Annotated in this window: 23 protein-coding genes; 9 read left to right on the forward strand and 14 right to left on the reverse strand. The window is 68.3% G+C overall.

Translation table 11 applies throughout. From position 1 onward, the window contains the following. Positions 1-290 precede the first annotated feature (290 nt). From apbC to MMG85_RS09350, 3 genes are all read left to right on the forward strand, one after another. A complete protein-coding gene (apbC, locus tag MMG85_RS09340; protein ID WP_241045847.1) occupies positions 291-1,139 on the forward strand; it encodes an iron-sulfur cluster carrier protein ApbC in 849 nt (282 codons plus the stop codon). 97 nt (positions 1,140-1,236) lie between these two features. Continuing rightward, positions 1,237-1,809: a dCTP deaminase gene (dcd, locus tag MMG85_RS09345; RefSeq protein ID WP_055943731.1), complete on the forward strand. Its 573-nt coding sequence runs from the start codon at positions 1,237-1,239 to the stop codon at positions 1,807-1,809. 32 nt (positions 1,810-1,841) lie between these two features. Continuing rightward, positions 1,842-2,378, forward strand: coding sequence for an RDD family protein (locus MMG85_RS09350; RefSeq protein ID WP_241045801.1), 537 nt, complete (start codon positions 1,842-1,844; stop codon positions 2,376-2,378). 15 nt (positions 2,379-2,393) lie between these two features. On the opposite strand, the gene pcp is transcribed toward MMG85_RS09350, so the two are convergent. Genes pcp through MMG85_RS09390 form a run of 8 tightly spaced genes read right to left on the reverse strand, consistent with a single transcriptional unit; the run spans position 2,394 to position 8,196 of the window. After that, positions 2,394-3,047 (reverse strand): pyroglutamyl-peptidase I, encoded by a 654-nt coding sequence (gene pcp, locus MMG85_RS09355; RefSeq protein WP_241045802.1) that lies wholly within the window; start codon positions 3,045-3,047, stop codon positions 2,394-2,396. 22 nt (positions 3,048-3,069) lie between these two features. Continuing rightward, on the reverse strand, positions 3,070-4,035 hold the full coding sequence (locus MMG85_RS09360; protein ID WP_241045803.1) for a DUF979 family protein: 966 nt from the start codon (positions 4,033-4,035) through the stop codon (positions 3,070-3,072). Continuing rightward, complete coding sequence (locus MMG85_RS09365; protein ID WP_241045804.1) at positions 4,022-4,723, reverse strand: DUF969 domain-containing protein; 702 nt, start codon at positions 4,721-4,723, stop codon at positions 4,022-4,024. The genes MMG85_RS09360 and MMG85_RS09365 overlap by 14 nt, the downstream gene beginning before the upstream one ends. Further along, positions 4,720-5,472: a 5-oxoprolinase subunit PxpA gene (locus MMG85_RS09370; protein WP_241045805.1), complete on the reverse strand. Its 753-nt coding sequence runs from the start codon at positions 5,470-5,472 to the stop codon at positions 4,720-4,722. Before MMG85_RS09370 ends, MMG85_RS09365 begins: the two co-directional genes overlap by 4 nt. Positions 5,473-5,487: 15 nt before the next feature. Beyond that, positions 5,488-6,441 (reverse strand): biotin-dependent carboxyltransferase family protein, encoded by a 954-nt coding sequence (locus MMG85_RS09375; RefSeq protein ID WP_241045806.1) that lies wholly within the window; start codon positions 6,439-6,441, stop codon positions 5,488-5,490. Then, the gene (gene pxpB, locus MMG85_RS09380) at positions 6,438-7,136 is read right to left on the reverse strand and encodes a 5-oxoprolinase subunit PxpB (protein ID WP_241045807.1); all 699 of its coding nucleotides are present in this window, start codon (positions 7,134-7,136) and stop codon (positions 6,438-6,440) included. Before pxpB ends, MMG85_RS09375 begins: the two co-directional genes overlap by 4 nt. Then, positions 7,133-7,540 carry an HIT family protein gene (locus tag MMG85_RS09385; RefSeq protein WP_241045808.1) on the reverse strand — a complete coding sequence of 136 codons (408 nt, stop codon included), beginning with the start codon at positions 7,538-7,540 and terminating at the stop codon, positions 7,133-7,135. Before MMG85_RS09385 ends, pxpB begins: the two co-directional genes overlap by 4 nt. Continuing rightward, positions 7,537-8,196 carry a dienelactone hydrolase family protein gene (locus MMG85_RS09390; RefSeq protein ID WP_241045809.1) on the reverse strand — a complete coding sequence of 220 codons (660 nt, stop codon included), beginning with the start codon at positions 8,194-8,196 and terminating at the stop codon, positions 7,537-7,539. The genes MMG85_RS09385 and MMG85_RS09390 overlap by 4 nt, the downstream gene beginning before the upstream one ends. 130 nt (positions 8,197-8,326) lie before the next feature. Here MMG85_RS09390 and rimO point away from each other — a divergent pair, with 130 nt between their 5' ends. Further along, positions 8,327-9,676 (forward strand): 30S ribosomal protein S12 methylthiotransferase RimO, encoded by a 1,350-nt coding sequence (gene rimO / locus MMG85_RS09395; RefSeq protein WP_241045810.1) that lies wholly within the window; start codon positions 8,327-8,329, stop codon positions 9,674-9,676. Between the two features lie 152 nt (positions 9,677-9,828). Here the strand turns inward: rimO and greB are convergent, their stop codons facing one another. The 3 genes from greB to MMG85_RS09410 are packed head-to-tail and all read right to left on the reverse strand — an operon-like array spanning position 9,829 to position 12,340. After that, the gene (gene greB, locus MMG85_RS09400) at positions 9,829-10,326 is read right to left on the reverse strand and encodes a transcription elongation factor GreB (RefSeq protein WP_241045811.1); all 498 of its coding nucleotides are present in this window, start codon (positions 10,324-10,326) and stop codon (positions 9,829-9,831) included. Continuing rightward, positions 10,326-10,820, reverse strand: coding sequence for a hypothetical protein (locus MMG85_RS09405; protein WP_241045812.1), 495 nt, complete (start codon positions 10,818-10,820; stop codon positions 10,326-10,328). Before MMG85_RS09405 ends, greB begins: the two co-directional genes overlap by 1 nt. Positions 10,821-10,837: 17 nt before the next feature. Next, positions 10,838-12,340, reverse strand: a complete 1,503-nt coding sequence (locus MMG85_RS09410; protein WP_241045813.1) for a helicase HerA-like domain-containing protein — start codon at positions 12,338-12,340, stop codon at positions 10,838-10,840. Positions 12,341-12,475: 135 nt separating this feature from the next. Between MMG85_RS09410 and MMG85_RS09415 the strand changes: the two genes are divergently transcribed. Next, positions 12,476-14,056, forward strand: a complete 1,581-nt coding sequence (locus tag MMG85_RS09415) for a transglycosylase SLT domain-containing protein (RefSeq protein WP_241045814.1) — start codon at positions 12,476-12,478, stop codon at positions 14,054-14,056. 209 nt (positions 14,057-14,265) lie between these two features. On the opposite strand, the gene MMG85_RS09420 is transcribed toward MMG85_RS09415, so the two are convergent. The 3 genes from MMG85_RS09420 to MMG85_RS09430 form a co-directional block, all read right to left on the reverse strand. Then, positions 14,266-14,805, reverse strand: coding sequence for a transposase (locus MMG85_RS09420; RefSeq protein WP_241045815.1), 540 nt, complete (start codon positions 14,803-14,805; stop codon positions 14,266-14,268). 265 nt (positions 14,806-15,070) lie between these two features. Next, a complete protein-coding gene (asd, locus tag MMG85_RS09425) occupies positions 15,071-15,913 on the reverse strand; it encodes an archaetidylserine decarboxylase (RefSeq protein WP_241045816.1) in 843 nt (280 codons plus the stop codon). Next, positions 15,910-16,563, reverse strand: coding sequence for an SCO family protein (locus tag MMG85_RS09430; RefSeq protein WP_055943779.1), 654 nt, complete (start codon positions 16,561-16,563; stop codon positions 15,910-15,912). Before MMG85_RS09430 ends, asd begins: the two co-directional genes overlap by 4 nt. A gap of 138 nt (positions 16,564-16,701) precedes the next feature. Between MMG85_RS09430 and prmB the strand changes: the two genes are divergently transcribed. From prmB to MMG85_RS09450, 4 genes are all read left to right on the forward strand, one after another. Next, the gene (prmB, locus tag MMG85_RS09435) at positions 16,702-17,631 is read left to right on the forward strand and encodes a 50S ribosomal protein L3 N(5)-glutamine methyltransferase (RefSeq protein WP_241045817.1); all 930 of its coding nucleotides are present in this window, start codon (positions 16,702-16,704) and stop codon (positions 17,629-17,631) included. 131 nt (positions 17,632-17,762) lie between these two features. Continuing rightward, positions 17,763-18,866 carry a chorismate synthase gene (aroC, locus tag MMG85_RS09440; protein WP_241045818.1) on the forward strand — a complete coding sequence of 368 codons (1,104 nt, stop codon included), beginning with the start codon at positions 17,763-17,765 and terminating at the stop codon, positions 18,864-18,866. Further along, complete coding sequence (locus MMG85_RS09445) at positions 18,859-19,893, forward strand: D-glycerate dehydrogenase (RefSeq protein WP_241045819.1); 1,035 nt, start codon at positions 18,859-18,861, stop codon at positions 19,891-19,893. Before aroC ends, MMG85_RS09445 begins: the two co-directional genes overlap by 8 nt. A gap of 77 nt (positions 19,894-19,970) precedes the next feature. Further along, positions 19,971-20,996, forward strand: a complete 1,026-nt coding sequence (locus MMG85_RS09450) for an aspartate-semialdehyde dehydrogenase (RefSeq protein ID WP_241045820.1) — start codon at positions 19,971-19,973, stop codon at positions 20,994-20,996. Positions 20,997-21,018 lie beyond the last annotated feature (22 nt).

Consider the following 21,018-nt stretch of genomic DNA (forward strand, 5'->3'; position numbering starts at 1 on the left):
AACTTGCGGACACCTATCACATCGATATGTTATTCCTGTTACGGAACCGTGATGGATTCGTCCATAACTGAACGGAGTGTGTTGTGGATCTGAGGTTGCTGCACGGGCTTGAGGCGGCCGGGCTGCCTGCTGGCTGGGCGCAACGAGCCCGGTGGACAGCCAATGAGGTCGACAAGGGTTCCTGGGAGCTATCGGTTGAAGCGGGCTTTCCCTTGGGTAGCCATCACGTTCACGTCGAGACGGCCGTTAGGGAGCTGCTCGCCCGCGAGGGGTTGACCCTGTTCAGGTTAATGGCGGGGCACCGCATCGCCTCCCACGCCGTCCAGGGCGCCTTGTCCCCCCACCCCCGCATCCGCAACGTCATTGCGGTCGGCTCGGGCAAGGGCGGGGTGGGGAAGTCGACCACCTCGGTGAACCTGGCGCTGGCGCTGGCGGCCGAGGGGGCGCGGGTCGGGATCCTGGACGCGGACGTCTATGGCCCCAGCGTGCCGGCCATGCTGGGCCTGTCGGGGCGGCCGGAGAGCCATGACAACAAGTCGATCGAGCCGATGCGGGCCTTTGGCGTGGAAGCCATGTCGATCGGCTTCCTGGTCGATCCGGACACGCCGATGATCTGGCGCGGGCCGATGGCGACCTCGGCGCTGATGCAGCTGTTCACCGACACGCTGTGGGGCGACCTTGACTATTTGCTGATCGATCTGCCGCCGGGCACCGGCGATATCCAGCTGACCCTGGCGCAGAAGATCCCGGTCGCGGGCGCGGTGATCGTCACCACGCCGCAGGACATCGCCACGCTGGATGCGAAGAAGGCGCTGAAGATGTTCGAGAAGGTCGAGGTGCCGGTGCTGGGCATCGTCGAGAATATGGCCGTGCACACCTGCTCCAACTGTGGGCATGTCGAGCACCTGTTCGGCCAGGGCGGCGGCGAGCGGATGGCGGCCCAGTACGGCGTGCCGCTGCTGGGATCGCTGCCGCTGGACATCGCCATCCGCGAGCAGGGGGATGCGGGGCAGCCGGTCGTGGTGGCCGCGCCCGATTCGCCCGTGGCGCAGGCCTACCGGCAGACAGCGCGGGTGATGGCGGCCACGCTGGCGCAGCGGCCGCGGGCGTCCGTGCCCATCACTTCGTCGCTGGTCTGACCAGCCAGTCGAAGACGGCGGGCCGGGACCCGCCCTACAATTCCCCGTCCGCCGTGCGCCGTGCGCGCGGCTTTTGCCCCACCAGACCAGGATTTGCATGAGCATCAAGAGCGACCGTTGGATCCGCCGCATGGCCGAGCAGCAGGGCATGATCGAGCCGTTCGAGCCGGGGCAGGTGAAGCAGGTCAACGGCCAGCGCATCGTCAGCTACGGCACGTCCAGCTACGGCTACGACGTGCGCTGCTCGCGCGAGTTCAAGGTGTTCACCAACATCAACTCCACCATCGTCGACCCCAAGCACTTCGACCCCAAGAGCTTCGTGGACATCGAGGCGGACGAATGCATCATTCCGCCGAACAGCTTCGCGCTGGCACGCACGGTGGAGTTCTTCCGCATCCCACGCGACACGCTGGTGGTCTGCCTGGGCAAGAGCACGTACGCGCGCTGCGGCATCATCGTCAACGTCACCCCGCTGGAGCCGGAATGGGAGGGTCACGTGACGCTGGAGTTCAGCAACACCACGCCACTGCCGGCGCGCATCTACGCCAACGAAGGCGTGGCGCAGATGCTGTTCTTCCAGTCCGATGCCGATGATGTCTGCGAGACCAGCTACAAGGATCGCGGCGGCAAGTACCAAGGCCAGACCGGCGTGACGCTGCCGCGGACCTGATCGCCGGTACGTCAGCAGCGAAAGGAGTCGCCATGCGGATGCCATCCCCGACAGAAGATCCTTATCGCAGTCCTGAAGCGGACCTTGCCCCTCCGCTTGAAGGTGCTGGGATCGACAACGCGGATCGCTGGTCGAGGTTGGCTGCTGTGCTGATCGACGGCGCGATCAGCATGGCGGTGATGTTCCCGCTGATGTACGTCGGCGGCGTCTGGGATGCGGCGCTCGAGGCGGGCAGGTCCAGCGCGTTCGGCGTCATGCCGCTGGGAACGACCTTGTTGTGGGCCGTCATCGGGCTGGCCTTGTTCGTGCTGATTCAAGGGTATCCCCTGCACACGAAGGGACAGACCTGGGGCAAGAAGGCCTTGTCCATCAAGGTGGTCGATATGCAGGGCGGCAAGCCTTCGTTCGCGACGCTTCTTTTCAAGCGTTATATCCCGACGGGCGTGATCGCCAACATCCCCTGCGTGGGGACACTTTATGTCCTTGTCGACTCGCTGATGATTTTCCGGCAGGACCAGCGTTGCCTGCATGACCTGATTGCAGGCACGCGCGTCGTCCGCACCAACTGATCGAGCGTGGTCGGGTCAGTGTTCCGCGCCGGCCGCCATCCGGATATCCGAAGGCGTCTTCAACGCCACCTGCGTAGCGAGCCGTAGTGCTGCGGTCACCGTCTCGACGGCGATGGACGGCGCGCCCGGATGCAACGCTGCCTGCGCGGGCGAGTAGGGGATGTGGATGAAGCCGGCCCGCACGCTGCGCCGCGCGCGCAAGGCGTGCATCAGGCCGTAGAACACGTGGTTGCAGACATACGTGCCTGCGGTCTGCGAGACCTCGGCGGGGAACCCGGCGGCATGCAAAGCCTCGCGCATGGCCTTGATCGGCAGGGTGGAGAAATAGGCCGCCGGGCCACCGTCGATCACCGGCAGGTCCACCGGCTGCTGTCCCGTGTTGTCGGGAATGCGCGCGTCATCGACATTGATCGCCACGCGCTCCAGCGACAGTTGCGCACGGCCCCCGGCCTGGCCGACGCAGATTACCAGCGCGGGCTGGATCTCCCGGAGAGAGCTGCGCAGCGTCTTCAGGGAATCGCCGAAGACAACGGGCAACTCGCGCGCCACCACCCGATGCCCGGCGATGCGCGTGCCATGCAGGGCAGACACGGCCTGCCAGCTGGGATTGACCCGCTCGCCACCAAAGGGCGCGAAGCCGGTCAGCAGCACGGTACGCGTCGTCGTCATCGAAAGCCTCGGCCAGGCAGGGTCAACGGAAGCACAGCCACGCCATCAGCAGGACGTTGGTGCCCATCAGCCACAGGCCGGTGGCGGCTTGCGCACGAATGACGCCGTACTGGTCGTCCAGTTCCAGCAGCACGGCCGGGACGATGTTGAAGTTAGCCGCCATCGGCGTAAGCAGCGTGCCGCAGTAGCCGGTCAGCATGCCGATGGCGCCGAGGCTGGCCGGATCGGCGCCGTGGCGCTGCACCAGCAACGGCAGGCCGATGCCGGCCATCATCACCGGGAACGCGGCGAACGCATTGCCCATGATGACGGTGAACACCACCATGCCCAGCGCGAACGCCAGCAGGCAGGCCATGCGGTTGTCGGCGGGGATCACCATCGACACCAGCGAGGCCACCGTTTCGCCCACGCCACTGGCGGCGAACACGCCGCCCAGCGTCGCCAGCACCAGCGGCAGCAGCGCCGCCCAGCCCATCGTGTCGAGCAGCCGGCGTCCTTCATCGGCGGCCCTCAGTGCGGGCTGCCGCGTCACGACGACCGCCGCCATCGCCGAGATCACGCAGGCCAGCGCCAGGCCGACCAGGGTCATGCCGGTCGCGGCGAACAGCGGCGTTCCGCCGATCACGAGATGCGGGCCGGCGAGCACGACGATGATGGTCAGCGCGGGAATCAGCAGGGCCGGCACGAACAGCCGATGGCCCAAGCGCAGTGCGGACGCCAGCCGTTCCGATTCCGGCGCCTCCTCCAGCGGTTCGCGGCGCATGCGCGTGGCCAGCAGCGCCAACAGCAGCACCGCGCCGCCGGCGAACTGCGCCGGCAGCGCATCGCCGGCCTTGCTTGCGCGCAGCACCGCATCGCCGCCCGCGAACAGCACGCCGATCAGGCTCCAGAAGGCGGCGTGCGCATACCGCCGCTGGCGCAGGTTGCGCCAGCCGGCATAGGCCAGGAAGGCCGCCAGCACCCAGTAGAAGTGCTCAATCGACAGCATCGGTCGGCTCCTCCGCGGCAGGTGCGGCACGGTCGAGTCGCCGCTGGAACAGCACGATGCGCACGGCATGGATGAGGAAGGCGGCGATCGCCGTCGGCAGCGCCCACAGCGCGATCTGCAGCGGTTCCAGCATGATGCCGTGCTGGGCATAGAAGCCCTGGATCAACAGCACCGCTCCGAATGCGAGGAACACGTCCTCACCGAAGAACCGTCCGATGTTGTCGGTCGCCGCGGCCATCGCATGCACGCGCTGCGCTTCCTCCCGCGCCAGCGCCCGGCGCGTCTTGCCTGCCGCCGATTCGGCCATCGGTGCCAGCAGCGGGCGCACGGTCTGCGCGTGGCCGGCGATGTCGATCAGGCCGACCATGCTCAGCCCCTGGCGCACCAGCAGGTAACCGGCCAGCAGGCGCGACAGGGTCAGTCCGCGCAGCCGCGCGATCCAGCGCAGCGCGTGTTCGCGCAGGCCGGCCCGTTCCAACAGGCCGATGGTCGGCAGTGTCAGCGCGAACATCAGCAGGGCGCGGTTGGACACGAAGCTCTCGCCCAGCAGCGCGAGCAGTTCGGGGATCGACTTGCCCGCAGCCAGGCCACTGACCAGGCCGGCGCTCACCACCACGATGACCGGGTTGAAGCGCAGCACGAAGCCCGCCACCACCACGGCGATGCCCAGCAACGGCCAATAACTCATGCGCGGCGCTCCATGGTGCGGATGGCGAATCCTGCGATTTCGATCGTGTCACGGAGACCGCGCGCGAATGCCGCGGCATCGGGCCGGTCGCCATGCAGGCAGATGCTGTCCGCACGCAGCGGCACCGATTCCCCGGTGCGCGCGACAACGCGGCCGGCCTCCAGCATCCGTGCCACCTGCGCGGCGGCGGTGGGCAGATCCTTGATGCTGGCATCGGCGTGGGCGCGCGGCGTCAGCGTGGCGTCGGCTTCGTAGCGACGCTCGGCGAAGGCTTCGTGCGCGACCTGCAGGCCCAGCCGTTCTCCCGCGGTGGTCAATGCGCTGCCCGACAGGCCGTACAGCACCAGGGCCGCATCGTGGTCGCGTACCGCGCGGGCGATGGCGTCGGCCAGTCCGCGGTCACGGGCCGCCTGGTTGTAGAGCGCGCCATGGGGCTTGACGTGGTGGAGGCGGGCGCCCGCCGCGCGGACGAAGCCATCCAGCGCGCCGATCTGGTACAGCGTCAGCGCGTACGCGTCTTCCGCCGTGATCGGATGGGCGACGCGGCCGAAGTTCTCCCGGTCCGCATGCGACGGATGCGCGCCGATCGCCACGCCGTGCGCGATGCACAGCGCGACGGTGCGCCGCATGGTCTCCGGCGAACCGGCGTGGAAACCGCAGGCGATGCTGGCCGAACTGATGTACGGCAGGATCGCGGCGTCGTCGCCGAACGCCTCGCCCAGGTCGCAATTGAAGTCGATGGTGCGCATGGTCGCGAGCCTACCTCAGGCCTGAAGGCGCTGCGCGATGGCCAGGCGCAGCCGTGCCAGGCGATGCGCGTGTTCGAGGGCCAACGCGTGGGCGTGCGCTGGCGTGACCGGCTCGAAGTGCACCGGTTCGCCGGGGCGCAGTTGCGCGGCGCGTCCGAGGTCGCAGGCGATCACGTGGCCCAGGCGCGGATAGCCCCCCACGGTTTGCGCGTCCGCCAGCAGCAGGATGGGTTGACCGTCCGGCGGCAACTGCAGCGTGCCGACGGCCACCGGTTCGGAAACCCCATCCGCCAGGTCCGCCGGCAGGCCCGTGCCCGCCAGTCGCAGACCCTGGCGATTGCTGTCGGGATGCGTGCGCCAGCCCTGCAGGGCCAGTGCCGGCGCTGCGGCGTGCGCGGAGGGCACATAGCGCAGGACGTGACGGTCCGCCGTCCACGGGTCGTCCAGGTCGATCCACCAGCCGGGAAACACGGGCTGTCTTGCGGCCGGTGCGAGGCTGCGGCGGGCACCGATCGGCAAGCGGTCGCCGGCACACAGGGCACGACCCGCCACGCCGCCGAATCCGCCGCGCAGGTCGGTGCTGCGGCTGCCCAGTACGACAGGCACATGGAGGCCGCCCGCCACGGCCAGCCACGTGCGCAGTCCCTCGCGCACGGCGCCCAGTTTCAGTTCCCCGGCCGGCAGGTCCAACGGGCGGCCCATCGGCAACGGGGTGTCGTTCCACCACGCCGGCATGGCCGCGCCGGTCAGGGCGATGCGGCAGGCGGTCGGCAGTCGCAGGCGCGGGCCCTGCAGCGTCATCTCCAGCCCGGCTTCGCCTTCGTCGTTGCCGACCAGCCGGTTCGCCATCGCCAGCCCGGCCGGTTCCATCGCCCCCGCACGTGCCACGCCCAGATGCCGCCAGCCGTGACGGCCCCTGTCCTGCACGGTCGTCTGCATGCCGGGCGCCAGCACCTGCCACGTGCTCAAGATGACACCGCCATGCGGTCGAAGGTCGCCTCATCGATGGGCACGAAGCGCACGCGATCCCCCGGTTGCAACAGCGAAGGCGGCGCGCGGCCCACATCGAACAGCACCTGCGGCGTGCGTCCCAGCACCTGCCAGCCGCCCGGACTTTCGCGCGGGTAGATGCCGGCCTGCGCACCGCCGATGGCGACCGACCCCGCCGGCACCCGCGTGCGTGGCGTCGCCAGGCGCGGCAGCGCCAGCGCGGGGTCCAGTCCCAGCAGATACGGGAAACCGGGCGCGAAGCCGATCATCGCCACGGTGTAGACCGGCGCGCTGTGGCGGGCGATCAGCGTGGCGGCATCCAGTCCCAGCGCGTGCGCCGCGCGGACGAGATCTTCGCCATGTTCGCCGCCGTAGCAGACCGGAATCTCGTGCAGGGCGCTGTCGCCAACGGGCCGCGTGGATCGGTTTGCAAGCAAGGCCTCGATCGCTCCGGCGACGGAGGCATGGTGATCGTGGTCGGGCAGGCAAGACGCGTCGAAGAACACCGCGAGGCTGGCATAGGCCGGCACCAGGTCGCGCAGCCACGGCGGCGACAAGTCGCGCAGCTGCGCCGCGAGCCGGTGTACCTCCGCGTTGACTCCGGCATCGATGCGGACGCCGAAGCGCACCAGCAGGGCATCGTCGCCGAGCGGTTCGAACTGCGGTGCGCTCATGCCAGGCGCTGGCGCCAGCGTTCGATTTCCGCTGCAAGCTGGTCGGGCGCATGGCGGACGGCGCTGCCGTGACCCCACACCGGTCCCGGCCATGCGGCATCGCCGTCATGACGACCCACCAGGTGCACATGCAACTGCCGCACGATGTTGCCGAGCGCGCCGATGTTGAGTTTCTCCACCCCGGGCTGCGCACGGATCAGCTGGCCGGCCTGGTTGATCTCCGCCAGCAGCAGGCGCTGCTGGCCGCCATCCAGGTCCAGCCATTCGCTGACACCGTTCACGCGCGGCACCAGCACCAGCCAGGGGTAGCGCGTGTCGTCCATCCGCCGCACCTGCGACAGCGGACCGTCGGCGATGAAGGTGCTGTCGGCGGCCAGCCGCGGGTCGAGCAGGAAATCGGTCATGCCAGGTTCCGGTGGAAGAAGTCGAGCGTGCGCCCGCGTGCCAGCCGCGCGCTGGACGGTTCGTAGTCCGCGCGCAGGTCGCAGTTGAAGCCGTGGCCGGCAGGGTAGGTGAAGACATCCATCTGCGGCAGCAGGTCGCGATGCTGCTGCACCAGCTTCAGCGGGATGGACGCATCGCGTTCGCCGAAATGGAACATCACCGGCGCCAGCGGCGTTTCGGTCAGGAACGGCGCATTGCGGGCGCCGTAGTAGCTGACCGAAGGCAGGCCCAGCCGCATCGCCGCCAGCAGCGCGACGGTGCCGCCCCAGCAGTAGCCCACGCAACCGACCTTGCCGGCGCCTGCAATCGCATCGGCCGCGCTGGCGGTGATGTCCACCGCCGCGTCCAGGCCCAGCCGGGTGATCAGGTCGCGCCCGAGCGCGAAGCCGGCATCGTCATAGCCCAGTTCCACGCGGGGTTCGATCGGGTCGAAGTAGGCCGGCGCCAGGGCGAGATAGCCGTCGATGGCGAAGCTCTCCGCCACGCTGCGGATGTGCGCGTTCACCCCGAAGATCTCCTGCACGATCACCAGCGCGCCCCGCGGCGCATCGGCGGGATCCGCGCGCCAGCCGCCGATGCGGCCTTGCGGCGTGTCGATCTGAGTCCAGCGGCCCATCGGCAGGATTCCGGTGAAGACGCCCGCCAGTGTATGCGCAGCGGGCCGTCCGGCTGAATGGCCCGGCCGGCGGCTCCTGGCCGGGGCGCTATAATCCGCGCCCCGTACACGCCGCCGCCGTACCGTCTCCATGTCCCTGCAGAACCCCAAAGTGGGCTTCGTCAGCCTCGGCTGCCCGAAGGCCCTGGTCGATTCCGAGCGCATCCTCACCCAGCTGCGCGTGGAGGGATACGACATCGTGCCGACCTACGACGCGGCCGACGTGGTGGTGGTGAACACCTGCGGCTTCATCGATTCGGCCGTGGCCGAGTCGCTGGATGCCATCGGCGAGGCGATGAACCAGAACGGCAAGGTCATCGTCACCGGCTGCCTGGGCAAGCGTCCGGAGCAGATCCGCGAGCAGTATCCGGACGTGCTGGCGATCAGTGGTCCGCAGGATTACCAGAGCGTGATGGAAGCGCTGCATGAGGCGTTGCCGCCGAAGCACGATCCGTTCGTGGACCTGGTGCCGGACTACGGCATCAAGCTGACGCCGCGGCACTACGCGTACCTGAAGATTTCCGAAGGCTGCAACCACCGCTGCAGCTTCTGCATCATCCCGTCGATGCGCGGCGATCTGGTCTCGCGCCCGGTCGACGACGTGCTGCGCGAGGCCGAGCGCCTGGTGCGCGGCGGCGTGAAGGAACTGCTGGTGGTCTCGCAGGACACCTCCGCCTACGGCGTGGACGTGAAGTACGCCGAGCGCGAGTGGCGCGGCAAGGCCTACCAGACGCGCATGAAGGCGCTGTGCGAAGGCCTGGGCGAACTCGACGCCTGGGTGCGCCTGCATTACGTGTACCCGTATCCGCACGTCGACGACGTAGTCCCGCTGATGGCCGAGAACAAGGTGCTGCCGTACCTGGACATCCCGTTCCAGCACGCCAGCCCGCGCATCCTCAAGCTGATGAAGCGCCCCGGTGCGGTGGACAAGACGCTGGAGCGGGTGAAGCGCTGGCGTTCGATCTGCCCCGACATCACCCTGCGCTCGACCTTCATCGTCGGTTTCCCCGGCGAGACCGACCAGGAATTCGAGGAACTGCTGCAGTTCCTCGATGAAGCGCAGCTCGACCGCGTCGGCGCGTTCGCCTATTCGCCGGTCGAAGGCGCGGCCGCCAACCGGCTGCCGGACCCGGTGCCGGAAGAGGTCAAGCAGGAACGCCTGGCGCGTTTCATGGAGAAACAGGCGGAAATTTCTGCTGCGCGCCTGGAAGCGAAGATCGGCACGGTGCAGCAGTGCCTGGTCGACCTGATCGAGGACGACATCGCCGTCGCACGCTCCAAAGCCGATGCGCCGGAGATCGACGGCCTGGTGCATATCCAGAACGGCGGCGAGCTGGGCCTGCATGTCGGCCAGTTCGTCGACGTCGAGATCACCGAGAGCGACGAGCACGACCTGATCGGCGATGCGGTGGTCAAGGCGAGTGCGTTGCCGGTGATCTGACGCGGGCATGTCTGTAGGAGCGACGTAAGTCGCGACCGCGCCCTATCCGCTGTTCGAGTGACCGGGAAGAGGCGCGGCACAGGGTGGCTTCTTTGGTGGTTCTGTCCGTACGGTCGCGACTTACGTCGCTCCCACACCGGTGCACCATCGCGTCAGTAGCCAACCTCAAGAATGACGAAGCCGGTCCTGCCGCTGGGCAGTTCCACCTCGAACTCGTCATCGATGCGCTTCTTCAGCAGTGCACGCGCCAGCGGCGAGTCGATGCTGATCCAGCCCCGTGTCGCATCGGTTTCGTCGGGGCCGACGATGCGGTAGCGCGAGACCTCGCCGCTGGCGAGGTTCTCCAGTTCGATCGTGGCGCCGAAGAACACGGCCTCCGGATCGCTGGGCGCGGTGTCGACGACGCGCAGCGCTTCCAGCCGCTTGCTCAGATAGCGCACGCGGCGGTCGATCTCGCCCAACTGCTTCTTGCGGTAGGTGTACTCCGCGTTCTCCGAGCGGTCGCCCTCCGCGGCCGCGGCGGCGAGTGCCTTCACCACCTCGGGGCGACGCACGCGCCACAGGTCGTCCAGCTCCGCCTTCAGGCGGTCGTGGCCTTCACGGGTGATCAGGGCGGTGCTTTTTTCGCCCGGCGGGCGCCAGCGCGACATCAGTCGGTGTCCGTGCGGGCAGGCACGCGCATGAGGACGGCCCGTTCGTAGCGCTCATCAGCCGCTTCGCAGCTGTTTCCATCCTGGCGGAGCGCTCTGCCGTCGTCGTCGATGCGGAACCCGTAGAGCTTCTCGGGATCCTGATCGATCGGGTGGCCGGCGGTGGGCTTCAGGATCAGGCAACTGTCGCCGATCTTGTCGACCCACCAGTGGCTGCGTAGCCGACGCTCGGTCCACGCCGGATCGGCAGGGCAGCTGAGCAGGAGCGAATAGTCGCGTTCGGCGTCCGTGCCGCTGCCGGCGTACCGCAAGGTCAGTTCGGCATGTAGGTACTCGCACGTCTGGCCAGTCAGCCGGGACTCGCGGATCGTGCCGCGATACTGGCCGGCCAGTTCAGCGTGCCGCCGGTCCGGCCAGGTGTGCGTGTCCGCTGGTTCACCAGCAATTGCGGTGGTCGCGGTAATCAGTGGGGCCAACAGCAGCGCATGTCGCATGGCAGCGCCGAGCGCACTCAACGCCGCCCGCCGAAGATGCTGCCCAGGATGCCGCGCACGATCTGGTTGCCCAGCTTGGTGCCGATGGTGCGCGTGGTCTGCTTGGCCATCGTCTCGATCATGCCCTGGCGGCGCTTGGTGCCGAACACGGCATCCTTCACCGTCTGGCCGAAGCCGCCGGCATCCGGATCGTCCTTCTCGGTCTTCGCGGCCGGTGCATTCGCGGTCTCCATCGCCGATTCGGCGCGCTTGGCCAGCATTTCGGCGGCGGATTCGCGATCGATGGCGGTGTCGTACTTAATGCCCACCGGACTGTTGTTGCGCACCTGCTGGCGCTCGGCCTCGCTGATCGCGCCCATCCGGCAGCGCGGCGGCGACACCAAAGTCTGCTGCACGGGCGAGGGAATGCCCTTGTCCTGCAGCGTGGACACCAGCGCCTCACCGGTGCCCAGCGTGGAAATGGTCTGCGCCACGTCCAGTTTCGGGTTCGGTACGAAGGTCTGCGCCGCGGTCTTCACCGCCTTCTGGTCGCGCGGCGTGAACGCGCGCAGGGCGTGCTGCACGCGGTTGCCCAGCTGGCCCAGGATGTTGTCGGGCACGTCGTCGGGGAACTGCGAACAGAAGTACACACCCACGCCCTTGGAGCGGATCAGGCGCACGACCTGCTCGATGCGCTGCTGCAGCGCCGGCGGCGCGTCGTCGAACAGCAGGTGCGCTTCGTCGAACACGAACACCAGCTTGGGCTTGTCCAGGTCGCCGACTTCCGGCAGCGTCTCGAACAGCTCCGACAGCAGCCACAGCAGGAAACTGGAATACAGGCGCGGCTTCAGGATCAGCTGGTCCGCCGCCAGGATGCCGATCACGCCGCGGCCGTCGGTGTTGGTGCGCATCAGGTCGGCCAGTTCCAGCGCCGGTTCGCCGAAGAACATCTCGCCGCCTTCCTGCTCCAGCCGCAGCAGCGCGCGCTGGATGGCACCCACCGACTGCGTGCTGACCAGGCCATAGCTGGTGGAAATGTCCTTGCGCTCGGCGGCGACCAGGCCGAGCAGGGCGCGCAGGTCTTCCAGGTCGAGCAGCAGCAGGCCACGGTCGTCGGCGAGCTTGAACACGATGTCCAGCACGCCGCTCTGGGTGTCGTTCAGTTCCAGGATGCGCGAGAGCAGGGTGGGCCCCATCTCGCTGACCGTGGTGCGGACCGGGTGGCCGAGCTTGCCGTACAAGTCCCAGAACACCACCGGGCTGGCGATGGGCGCGTAGTCGGCGATGCCGATGTCCTTCGCGCGCTGCATCACCCGCTCGCTGCCGTCACCGGCCACAGCCAGACCGGCCACGTCGCCTTTCACGTCGGCCATGAACACCGGCACGCCCATGCGCGAGAAGCCTTCGGCCAGCGTCATCAGCGTCACCGTCTTGCCGGTGCCGGTGGCGCCTGCCACCAGTCCGTGGCGATTGCCGAATTTCGGCAGCAGCGTGACCGGGATATCGTCCGTGACGCCCTTGCCCAGCAGGATCGGATCCATGTGCAACCTCGCGTGGTGATGGCGCGATTCTAGCGGCTGCAAACCGCCTCCGGGATAAAGACCTGCGACATCCGACCTTGCCCGCGGTGCGCGGCCGGGGCTACCCTCCCGGCTCACACTCCGGATGCATACCTGATGTCGTTTGCGGTTCCTGCCTGTCTGCGCCACTGGCCCGTTGCGGTCGCCCTTTCCCTCCTGCTGGTCTCGCCGGTGTCGCTGGCGCAACGCGTGTCCGCGAAAGACCGCGCCGCTGCCGACGCGCTGGAGCAGCGCATGGCCGCCGCCGAGAAGCGCTACCGCGACGGCCTGGTGCTGGTGGCCAACAGCGACCCGCGTGGGGCGACCGAGAGCGATGCCGCGCTGGAGGACATGGAGGACGTGCTGGCCGCCTGCGTGCAGCAACGCGGCTGCCAGGTGCCCACCCTGCTGGCGACCTACAAGCGCCTGCTCAAGGGCAACACCGATGCGCAGGGCGAAGATGGGGCCGGGGAGAGTGATGTCATCGACGCGCTGGACGATGGCACCGATCATGCCGTCCACAGCGGCGCCGCGATACCGGAGACCGCCCGCGCCGCGGCGCTGTTGAACGACCAGCGGCACGCGTTCGATCGCATGGTCGAATACAACCCGGCCATCCAGGCCGGTATCCGCCGCTGGCTTACCGACATGCGTCCGGCGCTGATCGACAGCTACGAGAACTACCAGAACATGCGCGCCGAGCTGTACCCGTCGTGGGAGCGCAGCGGCCTGCCGGAAGCGCTGCTGTTCGGCATCATGGCCAAGGAATCGAACGGGCGCGTGCATTCCACCTCGCGCGCCGGCGCCGCGGGGCCCATGCAGTTCATGTTCCACACCGGCGCACGCTTCGGCCTGGGACGCGATGCGAGCGGCTTCGATACCCGTTACGACCCGTACGCGTCGGGACAGGCGAGCGCCGCCTACATGAACGAGCGCATGCGCGGCCTCAACAACAACATCGAACTGGCGCTGGCCGCTTACAACGGCGGTGAAGGCCGCGCAGCACGCGTGTACCGCGAGAATCCGGGCCTGGGCTTCTGGGACGACGTGGTCTACAGCCAGTTCCCGGGCGAGACCCGCGACTACGTACCGATGGTGATCGCGGCGGCATGGCTGTTCCTGCACCCGCGCCAGTACGGGCTGGAGTTTCCCAAGGTCAACGCCCAGCCGACGGCGCTGAAGCTGGCGCGCGACGCGTCCATCTACGAACTGACCATCTGCCTGGGCAATGGCGGAACCCGCGAGGGCTACATGCGCACGCTGCGCAACCTCAACCCGCGCTACCAGCCGGAAGCATGGATCCCGGCCGGTACCACGCTCAAGGCGAATGCGCGCATCGCCAGCCTGTACGCGCGCCACTGCGTGAACGGGCCGCGCGCCGAACTGGCCCGCACGCTGGTGAGCGCCGATCCGACGGTCGCGATCCGGCGTGGATCGCGGGCCGGCAACGTCGCCGTCGGCGACGTGATGCCGGTGGCGGGTGTGCCGACCACGGTCGCGACGGGCGAACCCCAGCCTGCCGAGCCGAAGGCCAAACAGGCACGCGAGTACCGCGTGGCGAAGGGCGATACGCTAGGTCGCATCTCGCAGCGCTTCCAGTGCGACATGAAGAAGCTCGCGCAGGCCAACAGGCTGAAGGCGCCGGCGTACGCCGTGCGTCCGGGTCAGGAACTGAAGCTGGAGAGTTGCAGGAAGTAGCGTGCGCCATGCGCAGTACTGCTTGATGCAGACATCGCGCGGTCGTGCGCGGCGCGCGCTACGTTCGCGGGTGTCCAGGCTATCGATGCGGCAGTACTTGTCCGTGGGGCTTTCGCGTGGAACCGGAACAATGAGCCTTCGGCCGTAGCGTGCGCCATGCGCACGACATCGCGATGCCGGCAGGCTTGAGGTCGTGCGCATAGCGCACGCTACGGTTCGCCGTGTGTGTCGATTGCCAGATCTTGGGTGGCGCACCAGTCCGGCGGGTAGGTGCCGTCGCGGACATGTCGGGCGAAACTCGAATAAGGCCACGACACGGGTGCGTCCTTATGACCATGCCGGACGGGATTGAAGTGGATGTAGTCAACATGCCGGTGCAGGTCATCGCTGTCGCGGATGAGGTGTTCCCAATAGCGTCGTTGCCAGAGCCCGCTTTCGCGACGCGCGGCCATCGAGCAGGAGCGCGCCATCGGCGGCAGGTCAGCCAGTTGGGACGTCCTGCGTTTGATGATCGACCAGCGTCGCGGATAGTCCGTATCGCCCTCCGGCAGTGTCCAGATCACATGAAGGTGGTCCGGGAGGATCACCCAGGCCGGCATCGAGAACGGCAGCGTTGGCCGGACTTCGCGCATCGCCGTGCCGAAGGCCGAGATCACGCGCGGGTCGGTCAGCAGGGATCGCCGTCTTGCGGCGACGACGGTGAAGAACCAGGTCGCGCCTGGTGTGAATACGCGTCGGAAACTCGCCATCCTTGGCTGCCTTTCGGAGAGAACAGGCGGTCATGATGCGGTTCATGCGGCACCGGCGCCATTAACAATGCCTGCCGGATGGCGAGTATGGCGTTTGTGCACCCCTGCGCATCGCAGAGATGCATCGTGCGGTCGTGCGCATGGCGCACGCTACGGTTCTGAGGGAACGCCCCGCGTAGCGTGCGCTGCGCGCACGACCATGGGATGCCTGGAGGGCTTGTGCACGTGTGGTGGATCGTGCGGTCGTGCGCATGGCGCACGCTACCTATTGCAGCCGGGCGAGCGCCTGGCCCAGGCGGACCGGCGATTCCGCTTTCAGAGCAGGCGACAGCGTCGCCACACCCGGCGGCAGCAGCACGATCACTGTGGAGCCGTAGTTGAAGCGCGCCATCTCCGCGAACCGCTCCAGCGTGACGCCCTTGCCGCGATAGTCCTTGCGCGTGATCGCGCTGCCGTACGCAGGGATCTCCTCGCCGCTCCACACCGTCTCCACGCCGGAGACCAGCAGGGCGCCGACCATCACCGAGACCATCGGGCCGAAGTCGGTGTCGAAGTGGCAGACCAGGCGCTCGTTGCGGGCGAACAGGCGCGGCACGTTGGCTACTGCATCGGTGCCCACGCTGAAGAGTCGGCCGGGAACATGCACCGTCTCGCGCAGCGTGCCGGTCCACGGCATGTGCACGCGGTGGTAGTCGCGCGGCGACAGGTAGACGGTGGCGAACAGGCCGTTGCGGAACGGCTCCGCATCCGCCGCATCGCCCAGCAGTTCGGCGGCGGTGAACGACTGCCCCTTGGCCTGGAAGATGCGGCCGTCCTCGATGGGGCCGCACTGGCTGATATGGCCGTCGGCCGGCATCAGCAGAGCGCGCGGATCGGGATCGGCGACGCGCGCGCCAGGCTTCAGCGCGCGGGTGAAGAAGGCGTTGAAGCTGGGGTAGGCGCGCGGGTCGGGGTTGGCGGCTTCGCCCAGGTCGACATCGAACTTCTTCGTCACCGTGTCGATCAGCCAGCGGCTGGTGCCGGGCGAGGTGGAATACGCCAGCCGGCGCGCCAGCGACGACAGCAGGCGATGCGGCAGGACGTAGGTCAGCGAGGTCAGCAGGCTCATTTCGTCGATGCTTCGGTCAGTGCGCGCAGGTCGGCGGCGATCGCCTTGGGCTGGAACGGCGGGCGGATCAGGCCGGCCAGGCGGCCCTGCGGGTCGAGCACGCCGATCGCCGAGGAGTGGTCCATGCTGTAGTCGTTCGGGTTCTGCTCGAAGCCGTCGCCCGGCACCTTCATGAAAACGAAACCCAGCGACTTGGCGAAATTCTCCAGCGTGGGAACATCGGCCGTGGCCGCCATCGTGTCGGGATGGAAGGCGTGCGCATACTCGCCGATGCGGGTGGGCGTGTCGCGCTCCGGATCGACCGACACGAACAGCACGCGCGGGCGGGTGGAGTCGGGCAGGTCCTTCCACTGCGCCTGCGCCTGGGCCAGTTCGGCCAGCGTGGTCGGGCAGACGTCCGGACAGAAGGTGAAGCCCAGGAACACCAGCGTCCAGTGGCCTTTCAGCTCGCCGTCGGTGAGCTGGGTGCCGTCGGACTGGCGCAGCGAGAACGGTGGCAACGGCCGTGTCTGCGGGAACAGGGTGACGGTCTGGGTGGCCGGCCATTGCGTGGCGGGCGTGACCGGGCCGAAGAACTTCTGCGCGGCCAGCAGGCCCAGGCCGGCGGCGAGCGCCAGGACGAGGATGAGGCCGATCTTCTTGTTGAACATGCGCTGGGGATTCCCACGATGGAAGGGCGTGGCCGCGGGGCCAGGGGCCGCATGGGCGCGGCAGGAGGCGGCCATGATACCGGGGCAGCCCCTATAATCGGCGGCCTTCGCCGTTCCGGCGTCTCCACAAGCCTTGCCATGACCGCCGACGTCGCCGCCGAGCTGCACACCATCATCGACCTGATCCGCTACGGCGCCAGCCGTTTCAACGCGGCCGGCCTGATCTTCGGCCACAGTTACGACAACGCGCTGGACGAAGCCTCCCACCTGGTCCTGCACACGCTGCACCTGCCGCCGGACCTGGGGCCGGCCTACGGGCAGGCGCGCGTCACCGGGGCGGAGAAGGCGCAGGTGCTGGCGCTGGTCGAGCGCCGCGTCGACGAGCGCATCCCGGTCGCCTACCTGACCGGCGAGGCCTGGTTCGCCGGGCTGAGTTTCAAGAGCGATGCGCGTGCGCTGGTGCCGCGCTCGCCGATCGCCGAACTGATCGAAGCCGGCTTCGAGCCGTGGCTGGGCGGTCGCGAGGTCAACCGTGCGCTGGACCTGTGCACCGGTTCGGGCTGCATCGCCATCGCGATGGGTCACTACAACCCCGACTGGCAGGTCGACGGCGTGGACATCAGCGACGACGCGCTGGCGCTGTCGGCCGAGAACAAGGCGCGCCTGCTGGCCGACAACGTGCAATTCCTCAAGTCCGACCTGTTCGCCGGCCTGACCGGCAAGCATTACGACCTGATCGTCACCAATCCGCCCTACGTCACCAACGACGAGACCGACGCGTTGCCGAAGGAGTATTCCTTCGAGCCCGAGCTCGGCCTGCGCGCCGGCGACGACGGCCTGGACCTGGTGCTGAAGATCCTGCGCGACGCGCCGCTGCACCTGAGCCAGGACGGCCTGCTGATCTGCGAGGTCGGCGAGTCCGAGCGCGCGCTGGTCAAGCTGCTGCCGGACGTCGAGTTCGCCTGGATCGAGTTCAAGGTGGGGCAGATGGGCATCTTCGCCGTCGAATGCGCCGAGCTGATCCGCCACAACGCCCGCATCACCGAACTCGCCGCCGCCCGAAAATAAGGCGGCACGCACGATGCCGGCAGCGGTTGCGCCTGCAACCGTCGCGGCCGGCATTGGCGCACTGCACAATAGGGCGGCCGGCATGCGATGCTTCAACGCCCGGCACGGATGGTTCCACAGCGGAGCGGCGCTTGAGCAGCAACAGTTTCGGAAAACTCCTCACGGTCACCACGTTCGGCGAATCGCACGGGCCGGCCATCGGCTGCGTGGTCGACGGCTGCCCGCCGGGCCTGGAGATCGCGCCGGAGGACTTCCGCCACGACCTGGAGCGCCGCGCCACCGGCAAGTCGCGTCACACCTCCGCGCGCCGCGAAGCCGATGACGTCGAGATCCTCAGCGGCGTGTACGAAGGCCGCAGCACCGGCACGCCGATCGCGCTGCTGATCCGCAACACCGACCAGCGCAGCAAGGATTACACCGATATCGCGCGGCAGTTCCGTCCCGGCCACGCCGACTACACCTACTGGCAGAAGTACGGCATCCGCGACCCGCGCGGCGGGGGACGCTCGTCGGCGCGCGAAACCACGATGCGCGTGGCGGCCGGCGTGATCGCCAAGAAGTGGCTGCAGCAGCGTTTCGGCGTGACCCTGCGCGGCTATCTGTCGCAGCTCGGCCCGATCGTGCCGGACGGCTTCGACTGGAATGCGGTGGAAGACAACCCGTTCTTCTGGCCGCACGCCGCACAGGTGCCGGCGCTGGAAAGCTACATGGATGCGCTGCGCAAGTCGGGCGACTCCATCGGCGCACGCGTCAACGTGGTGGCCGATGGCGTGCCTGCCGGCTGGGGCGAGCCGATCTACGGCAAGCTCGATGGCGACCTGGCCGCGGCGCTGATGAGCATCAATGCGGTGAAGGGCGTGGAGATCGGCGACGGTTTCGCGGCCATCACCCAGAAGGGCACCGAGCACCGCGACCTGATGACGCCGGCCGGCTTCCTGTCCAACCATGCCGGCGGCATCCTCGGCGGCATTTCCACCGGCCAGCAGGTCACCGCGTCCATCGTGCTGAAGCCGACCTCCAGCCTGCGCCTGCCCGGCGCGACGGTGGACGTGGACGGCAACACCGTGGACGTCATCACCACCGGACGGCATGACCCCTGCGTCGGCATCCGCGCCACCCCCATCGCCGAGGCGATGATGGCGCTGGTGCTGATGGACCAGGCGTTGCGCCATCGCGCGCAGTGCGGCGACGTGGGCGAGGTGCCGCCCTACGTTCCCGGCAGCGTCGATGGCTGAGCCGCGCCCGCGCGTCTGGGTGTCGCAGCCGCTGTTCGACGACATCGTCGGACGGCTGGCCGCGCACTTCGACCTGCAGTCGACGGCAGACGTCACCGAACACACGCCCGAGGCCATCGCCGGCGCGCTGCGCGACTGCGCCGGTGCGCTGGTGACGCTGAACGAACGCATCGGCGCGCCGGAAATCGCCGGCGCCAAGCAGTTGCGTGCCATCGCCAACGTCGGCGTGGGCTACAACAATCTCGATATCGCCGCGCTGACCCAGGCCGGCATCATCGCCACCAACACGCCGGACGTGCTGACCGAGACCACGGCGGACTTCGGCTTCGCCCTGCTGATGGCCACCGCACGCCGCATCACCGAGGCCGAGCGCTGGCTGCGCGACGGGCAGTGGCAGCAGTGGTCGTTTGGCACGCTGCTCGGCGCCGACCTGCATGGCAGCACGCTGGGCATCGTCGGCATGGGCCGGATAGGGCAGGGCATCGCGCGGCGTGCGCGCGGTTTCGGCATGCGCGTGCTGTACCACAACCGCAGCCGGCTGCCGGAGACGGTCGAGCGCGCATGTGGCGCGGTATACGCCGGATTCGATGGCCTGCTCGCGCAGGCCGATCATGTGGTGCTGGTGCTGCCTTACTCGCCGCAGGTGCATCACCTGGTCGATGCGGCGGCGCTGGCGAAGATGAAGCCAACCGCCACGCTGGTGAACATCGCGCGTGGCGGCCTCGTCGATGAAGTGGCGCTGGCCGACGCGCTGGCGAACGGGCGACTGGCCGCCGCCGGCCTGGACGTCTACGAAGACGAACCGGCCGTGCGCCCGGAACTGCTGGCCCTGCGCAATGTGGTGCTGACGCCGCACATCGCCAGCGCCAGCCTCGCCACGCGCCGCGCGATGGTGTCGCTGGCGGTGGACAACCTGATCGCCGCCCTGGGCGCAGGCCCGCAGGCCGGCCATCCGCCGACGCCGGTCAATCCGGACGTGCTGTCCGCCACCACCAAAGCCACCATCGCCAAACGACAGGGAGCCTGAGGCACGCCCGCAGGTTCCCCGAGCACCGCCTTCTCCTGTCTGCTGTCTTCATTCCTTATTCCGCGAAAAAATCCTCCATGAGCAACCAGAACCGTACCATCAACGTCGCCGTCGTGGGCGCCACCGGCGCCGTCGGCGAAACCATGCTGTCCATCCTGGCCGAGCGGAACTTTCCGGTCGGCACGCTCGTCGCCCTGGCCTCCGAGCGCTCGGCCGGCAACAGCGTCGAGTTCAACGGCGAAAAGATCACCGTGCAGGACCTGGCCACGTTCGACCCGGCCGGCATCGACATCGCGCTGTTCTCCGCCGGCGGCGGCATCTCCAAGGAGTTCGCGCCGAAGTTCGCTGCCGCGGGCGCGGTGGTCATCGACAACTCCTCGGCCTTCCGCTACGACGCCGACGTGCCGCTGGTGGTCAGCGAGGTCAACCCGGAGCAGGTGCAGAACCGTCCGCGCGGCATCATCGCCAACCCGAACTGCTCGACCATGCAGATGCTGGTGGCGCTGGCGCCGATCCATCGCAAGTACGGCATCGAGCGCATCAACGTGGCGACCTACCAGTCGGTCTCCGGCGCCGGACGCTCGGCACTGGAGGAACTCGGCCGCCAGACCGGCGCGCTGCTCAACTTCCAGGACCCGGATCCGCAGCGCTTCCCGGTGCAGATCGCCTTCAACTTGATCCCGCAGATCGACGACTTCCTCGACAACGGCTTCACCAAGGAAGAGATGAAGCTGGTGTGGGAGACGCGCAAGATCCTCGGCGACGACAGCATCCAGGTGAACCCCACCGCCGTGCGCGTGCCGGTGTTCTACGGCCACTCCGAAGCCGTGGCCATCGAGACCCGCGACAAGATCACCGCCGCCGAAGCGCGCGCGTTGCTGGAAGCCGCGCCGGGCGTCGAAGTCGTGGATGACCGCGTGCCGGGTGGCTATCCCACGCCGGTGACCCACGCCTCCGGCACCGACCCCGTATATGTCGGCCGCATCCGCGAGGACATCTCGCACCCGCGTGGCCTCAACCTGTGGATCGTCTCCGACAACATCCGCAAGGGCGCCGCCCTCAACGCCGTGCAGGTGGCCGAGCTGGTGGCGAAAAACGGCTGAGCCGCTATAGTCGTGGCCGGGA

Source organism: Pseudoxanthomonas sp. LH2527 (assembly GCF_022539275.1).
Classification (GTDB): domain Bacteria; phylum Pseudomonadota; class Gammaproteobacteria; order Xanthomonadales; family Xanthomonadaceae; genus Pseudoxanthomonas_A.

What these genes read in the sequence shown, in the direction of transcription:
- apbC (WP_241045847.1), top strand. Translation starts at nt 291, where the DNA reads ATGGCGGGGCACCGCATCGCCTCCCACGCCGTCCAGGGCGCCTTGTCC.
- dcd (WP_055943731.1), top strand. Translation starts at nt 1,237, where the DNA reads ATGAGCATCAAGAGCGACCGTTGGATCCGCCGCATGGCCGAGCAGCAG.
- MMG85_RS09350 (WP_241045801.1), top strand. Translation starts at nt 1,842, where the DNA reads ATGCGGATGCCATCCCCGACAGAAGATCCTTATCGCAGTCCTGAAGCG.
- pcp (WP_241045802.1), bottom strand. Translation starts at nt 3,047, where the DNA reads ATGACGACGACGCGTACCGTGCTGCTGACCGGCTTCGCGCCCTTTGGT.
- MMG85_RS09360 (WP_241045803.1), bottom strand. Translation starts at nt 4,035, where the DNA reads ATGCTGTCGATTGAGCACTTCTACTGGGTGCTGGCGGCCTTCCTGGCC.
- MMG85_RS09365 (WP_241045804.1), bottom strand. Translation starts at nt 4,723, where the DNA reads ATGAGTTATTGGCCGTTGCTGGGCATCGCCGTGGTGGTGGCGGGCTTC.
- MMG85_RS09370 (WP_241045805.1), bottom strand. Translation starts at nt 5,472, where the DNA reads ATGCGCACCATCGACTTCAATTGCGACCTGGGCGAGGCGTTCGGCGAC.
- pxpB (WP_241045807.1), bottom strand. Translation starts at nt 7,136, where the DNA reads ATGAGCGCACCGCAGTTCGAACCGCTCGGCGACGATGCCCTGCTGGTG.
- MMG85_RS09385 (WP_241045808.1), bottom strand. Translation starts at nt 7,540, where the DNA reads ATGACCGATTTCCTGCTCGACCCGCGGCTGGCCGCCGACAGCACCTTC.
- MMG85_RS09390 (WP_241045809.1), bottom strand. Translation starts at nt 8,196, where the DNA reads ATGGGCCGCTGGACTCAGATCGACACGCCGCAAGGCCGCATCGGCGGC.
- rimO (WP_241045810.1), top strand. Translation starts at nt 8,327, where the DNA reads ATGTCCCTGCAGAACCCCAAAGTGGGCTTCGTCAGCCTCGGCTGCCCG.
- greB (WP_241045811.1), bottom strand. Translation starts at nt 10,326, where the DNA reads ATGTCGCGCTGGCGCCCGCCGGGCGAAAAAAGCACCGCCCTGATCACC.
- MMG85_RS09405 (WP_241045812.1), bottom strand. Translation starts at nt 10,820, where the DNA reads ATGCGACATGCGCTGCTGTTGGCCCCACTGATTACCGCGACCACCGCA.
- MMG85_RS09410 (WP_241045813.1), bottom strand. Translation starts at nt 12,340, where the DNA reads ATGGATCCGATCCTGCTGGGCAAGGGCGTCACGGACGATATCCCGGTC.
- MMG85_RS09415 (WP_241045814.1), top strand. Translation starts at nt 12,476, where the DNA reads ATGTCGTTTGCGGTTCCTGCCTGTCTGCGCCACTGGCCCGTTGCGGTC.
- MMG85_RS09420 (WP_241045815.1), bottom strand. Translation starts at nt 14,805, where the DNA reads ATGGCGAGTTTCCGACGCGTATTCACACCAGGCGCGACCTGGTTCTTC.
- asd (WP_241045816.1), bottom strand. Translation starts at nt 15,913, where the DNA reads ATGAGCCTGCTGACCTCGCTGACCTACGTCCTGCCGCATCGCCTGCTG.
- MMG85_RS09430 (WP_055943779.1), bottom strand. Translation starts at nt 16,563, where the DNA reads ATGTTCAACAAGAAGATCGGCCTCATCCTCGTCCTGGCGCTCGCCGCC.
- prmB (WP_241045817.1), top strand. Translation starts at nt 16,702, where the DNA reads ATGACCGCCGACGTCGCCGCCGAGCTGCACACCATCATCGACCTGATC.
- MMG85_RS09445 (WP_241045819.1), top strand. Translation starts at nt 18,859, where the DNA reads ATGGCTGAGCCGCGCCCGCGCGTCTGGGTGTCGCAGCCGCTGTTCGAC.
- MMG85_RS09450 (WP_241045820.1), top strand. Translation starts at nt 19,971, where the DNA reads ATGAGCAACCAGAACCGTACCATCAACGTCGCCGTCGTGGGCGCCACC.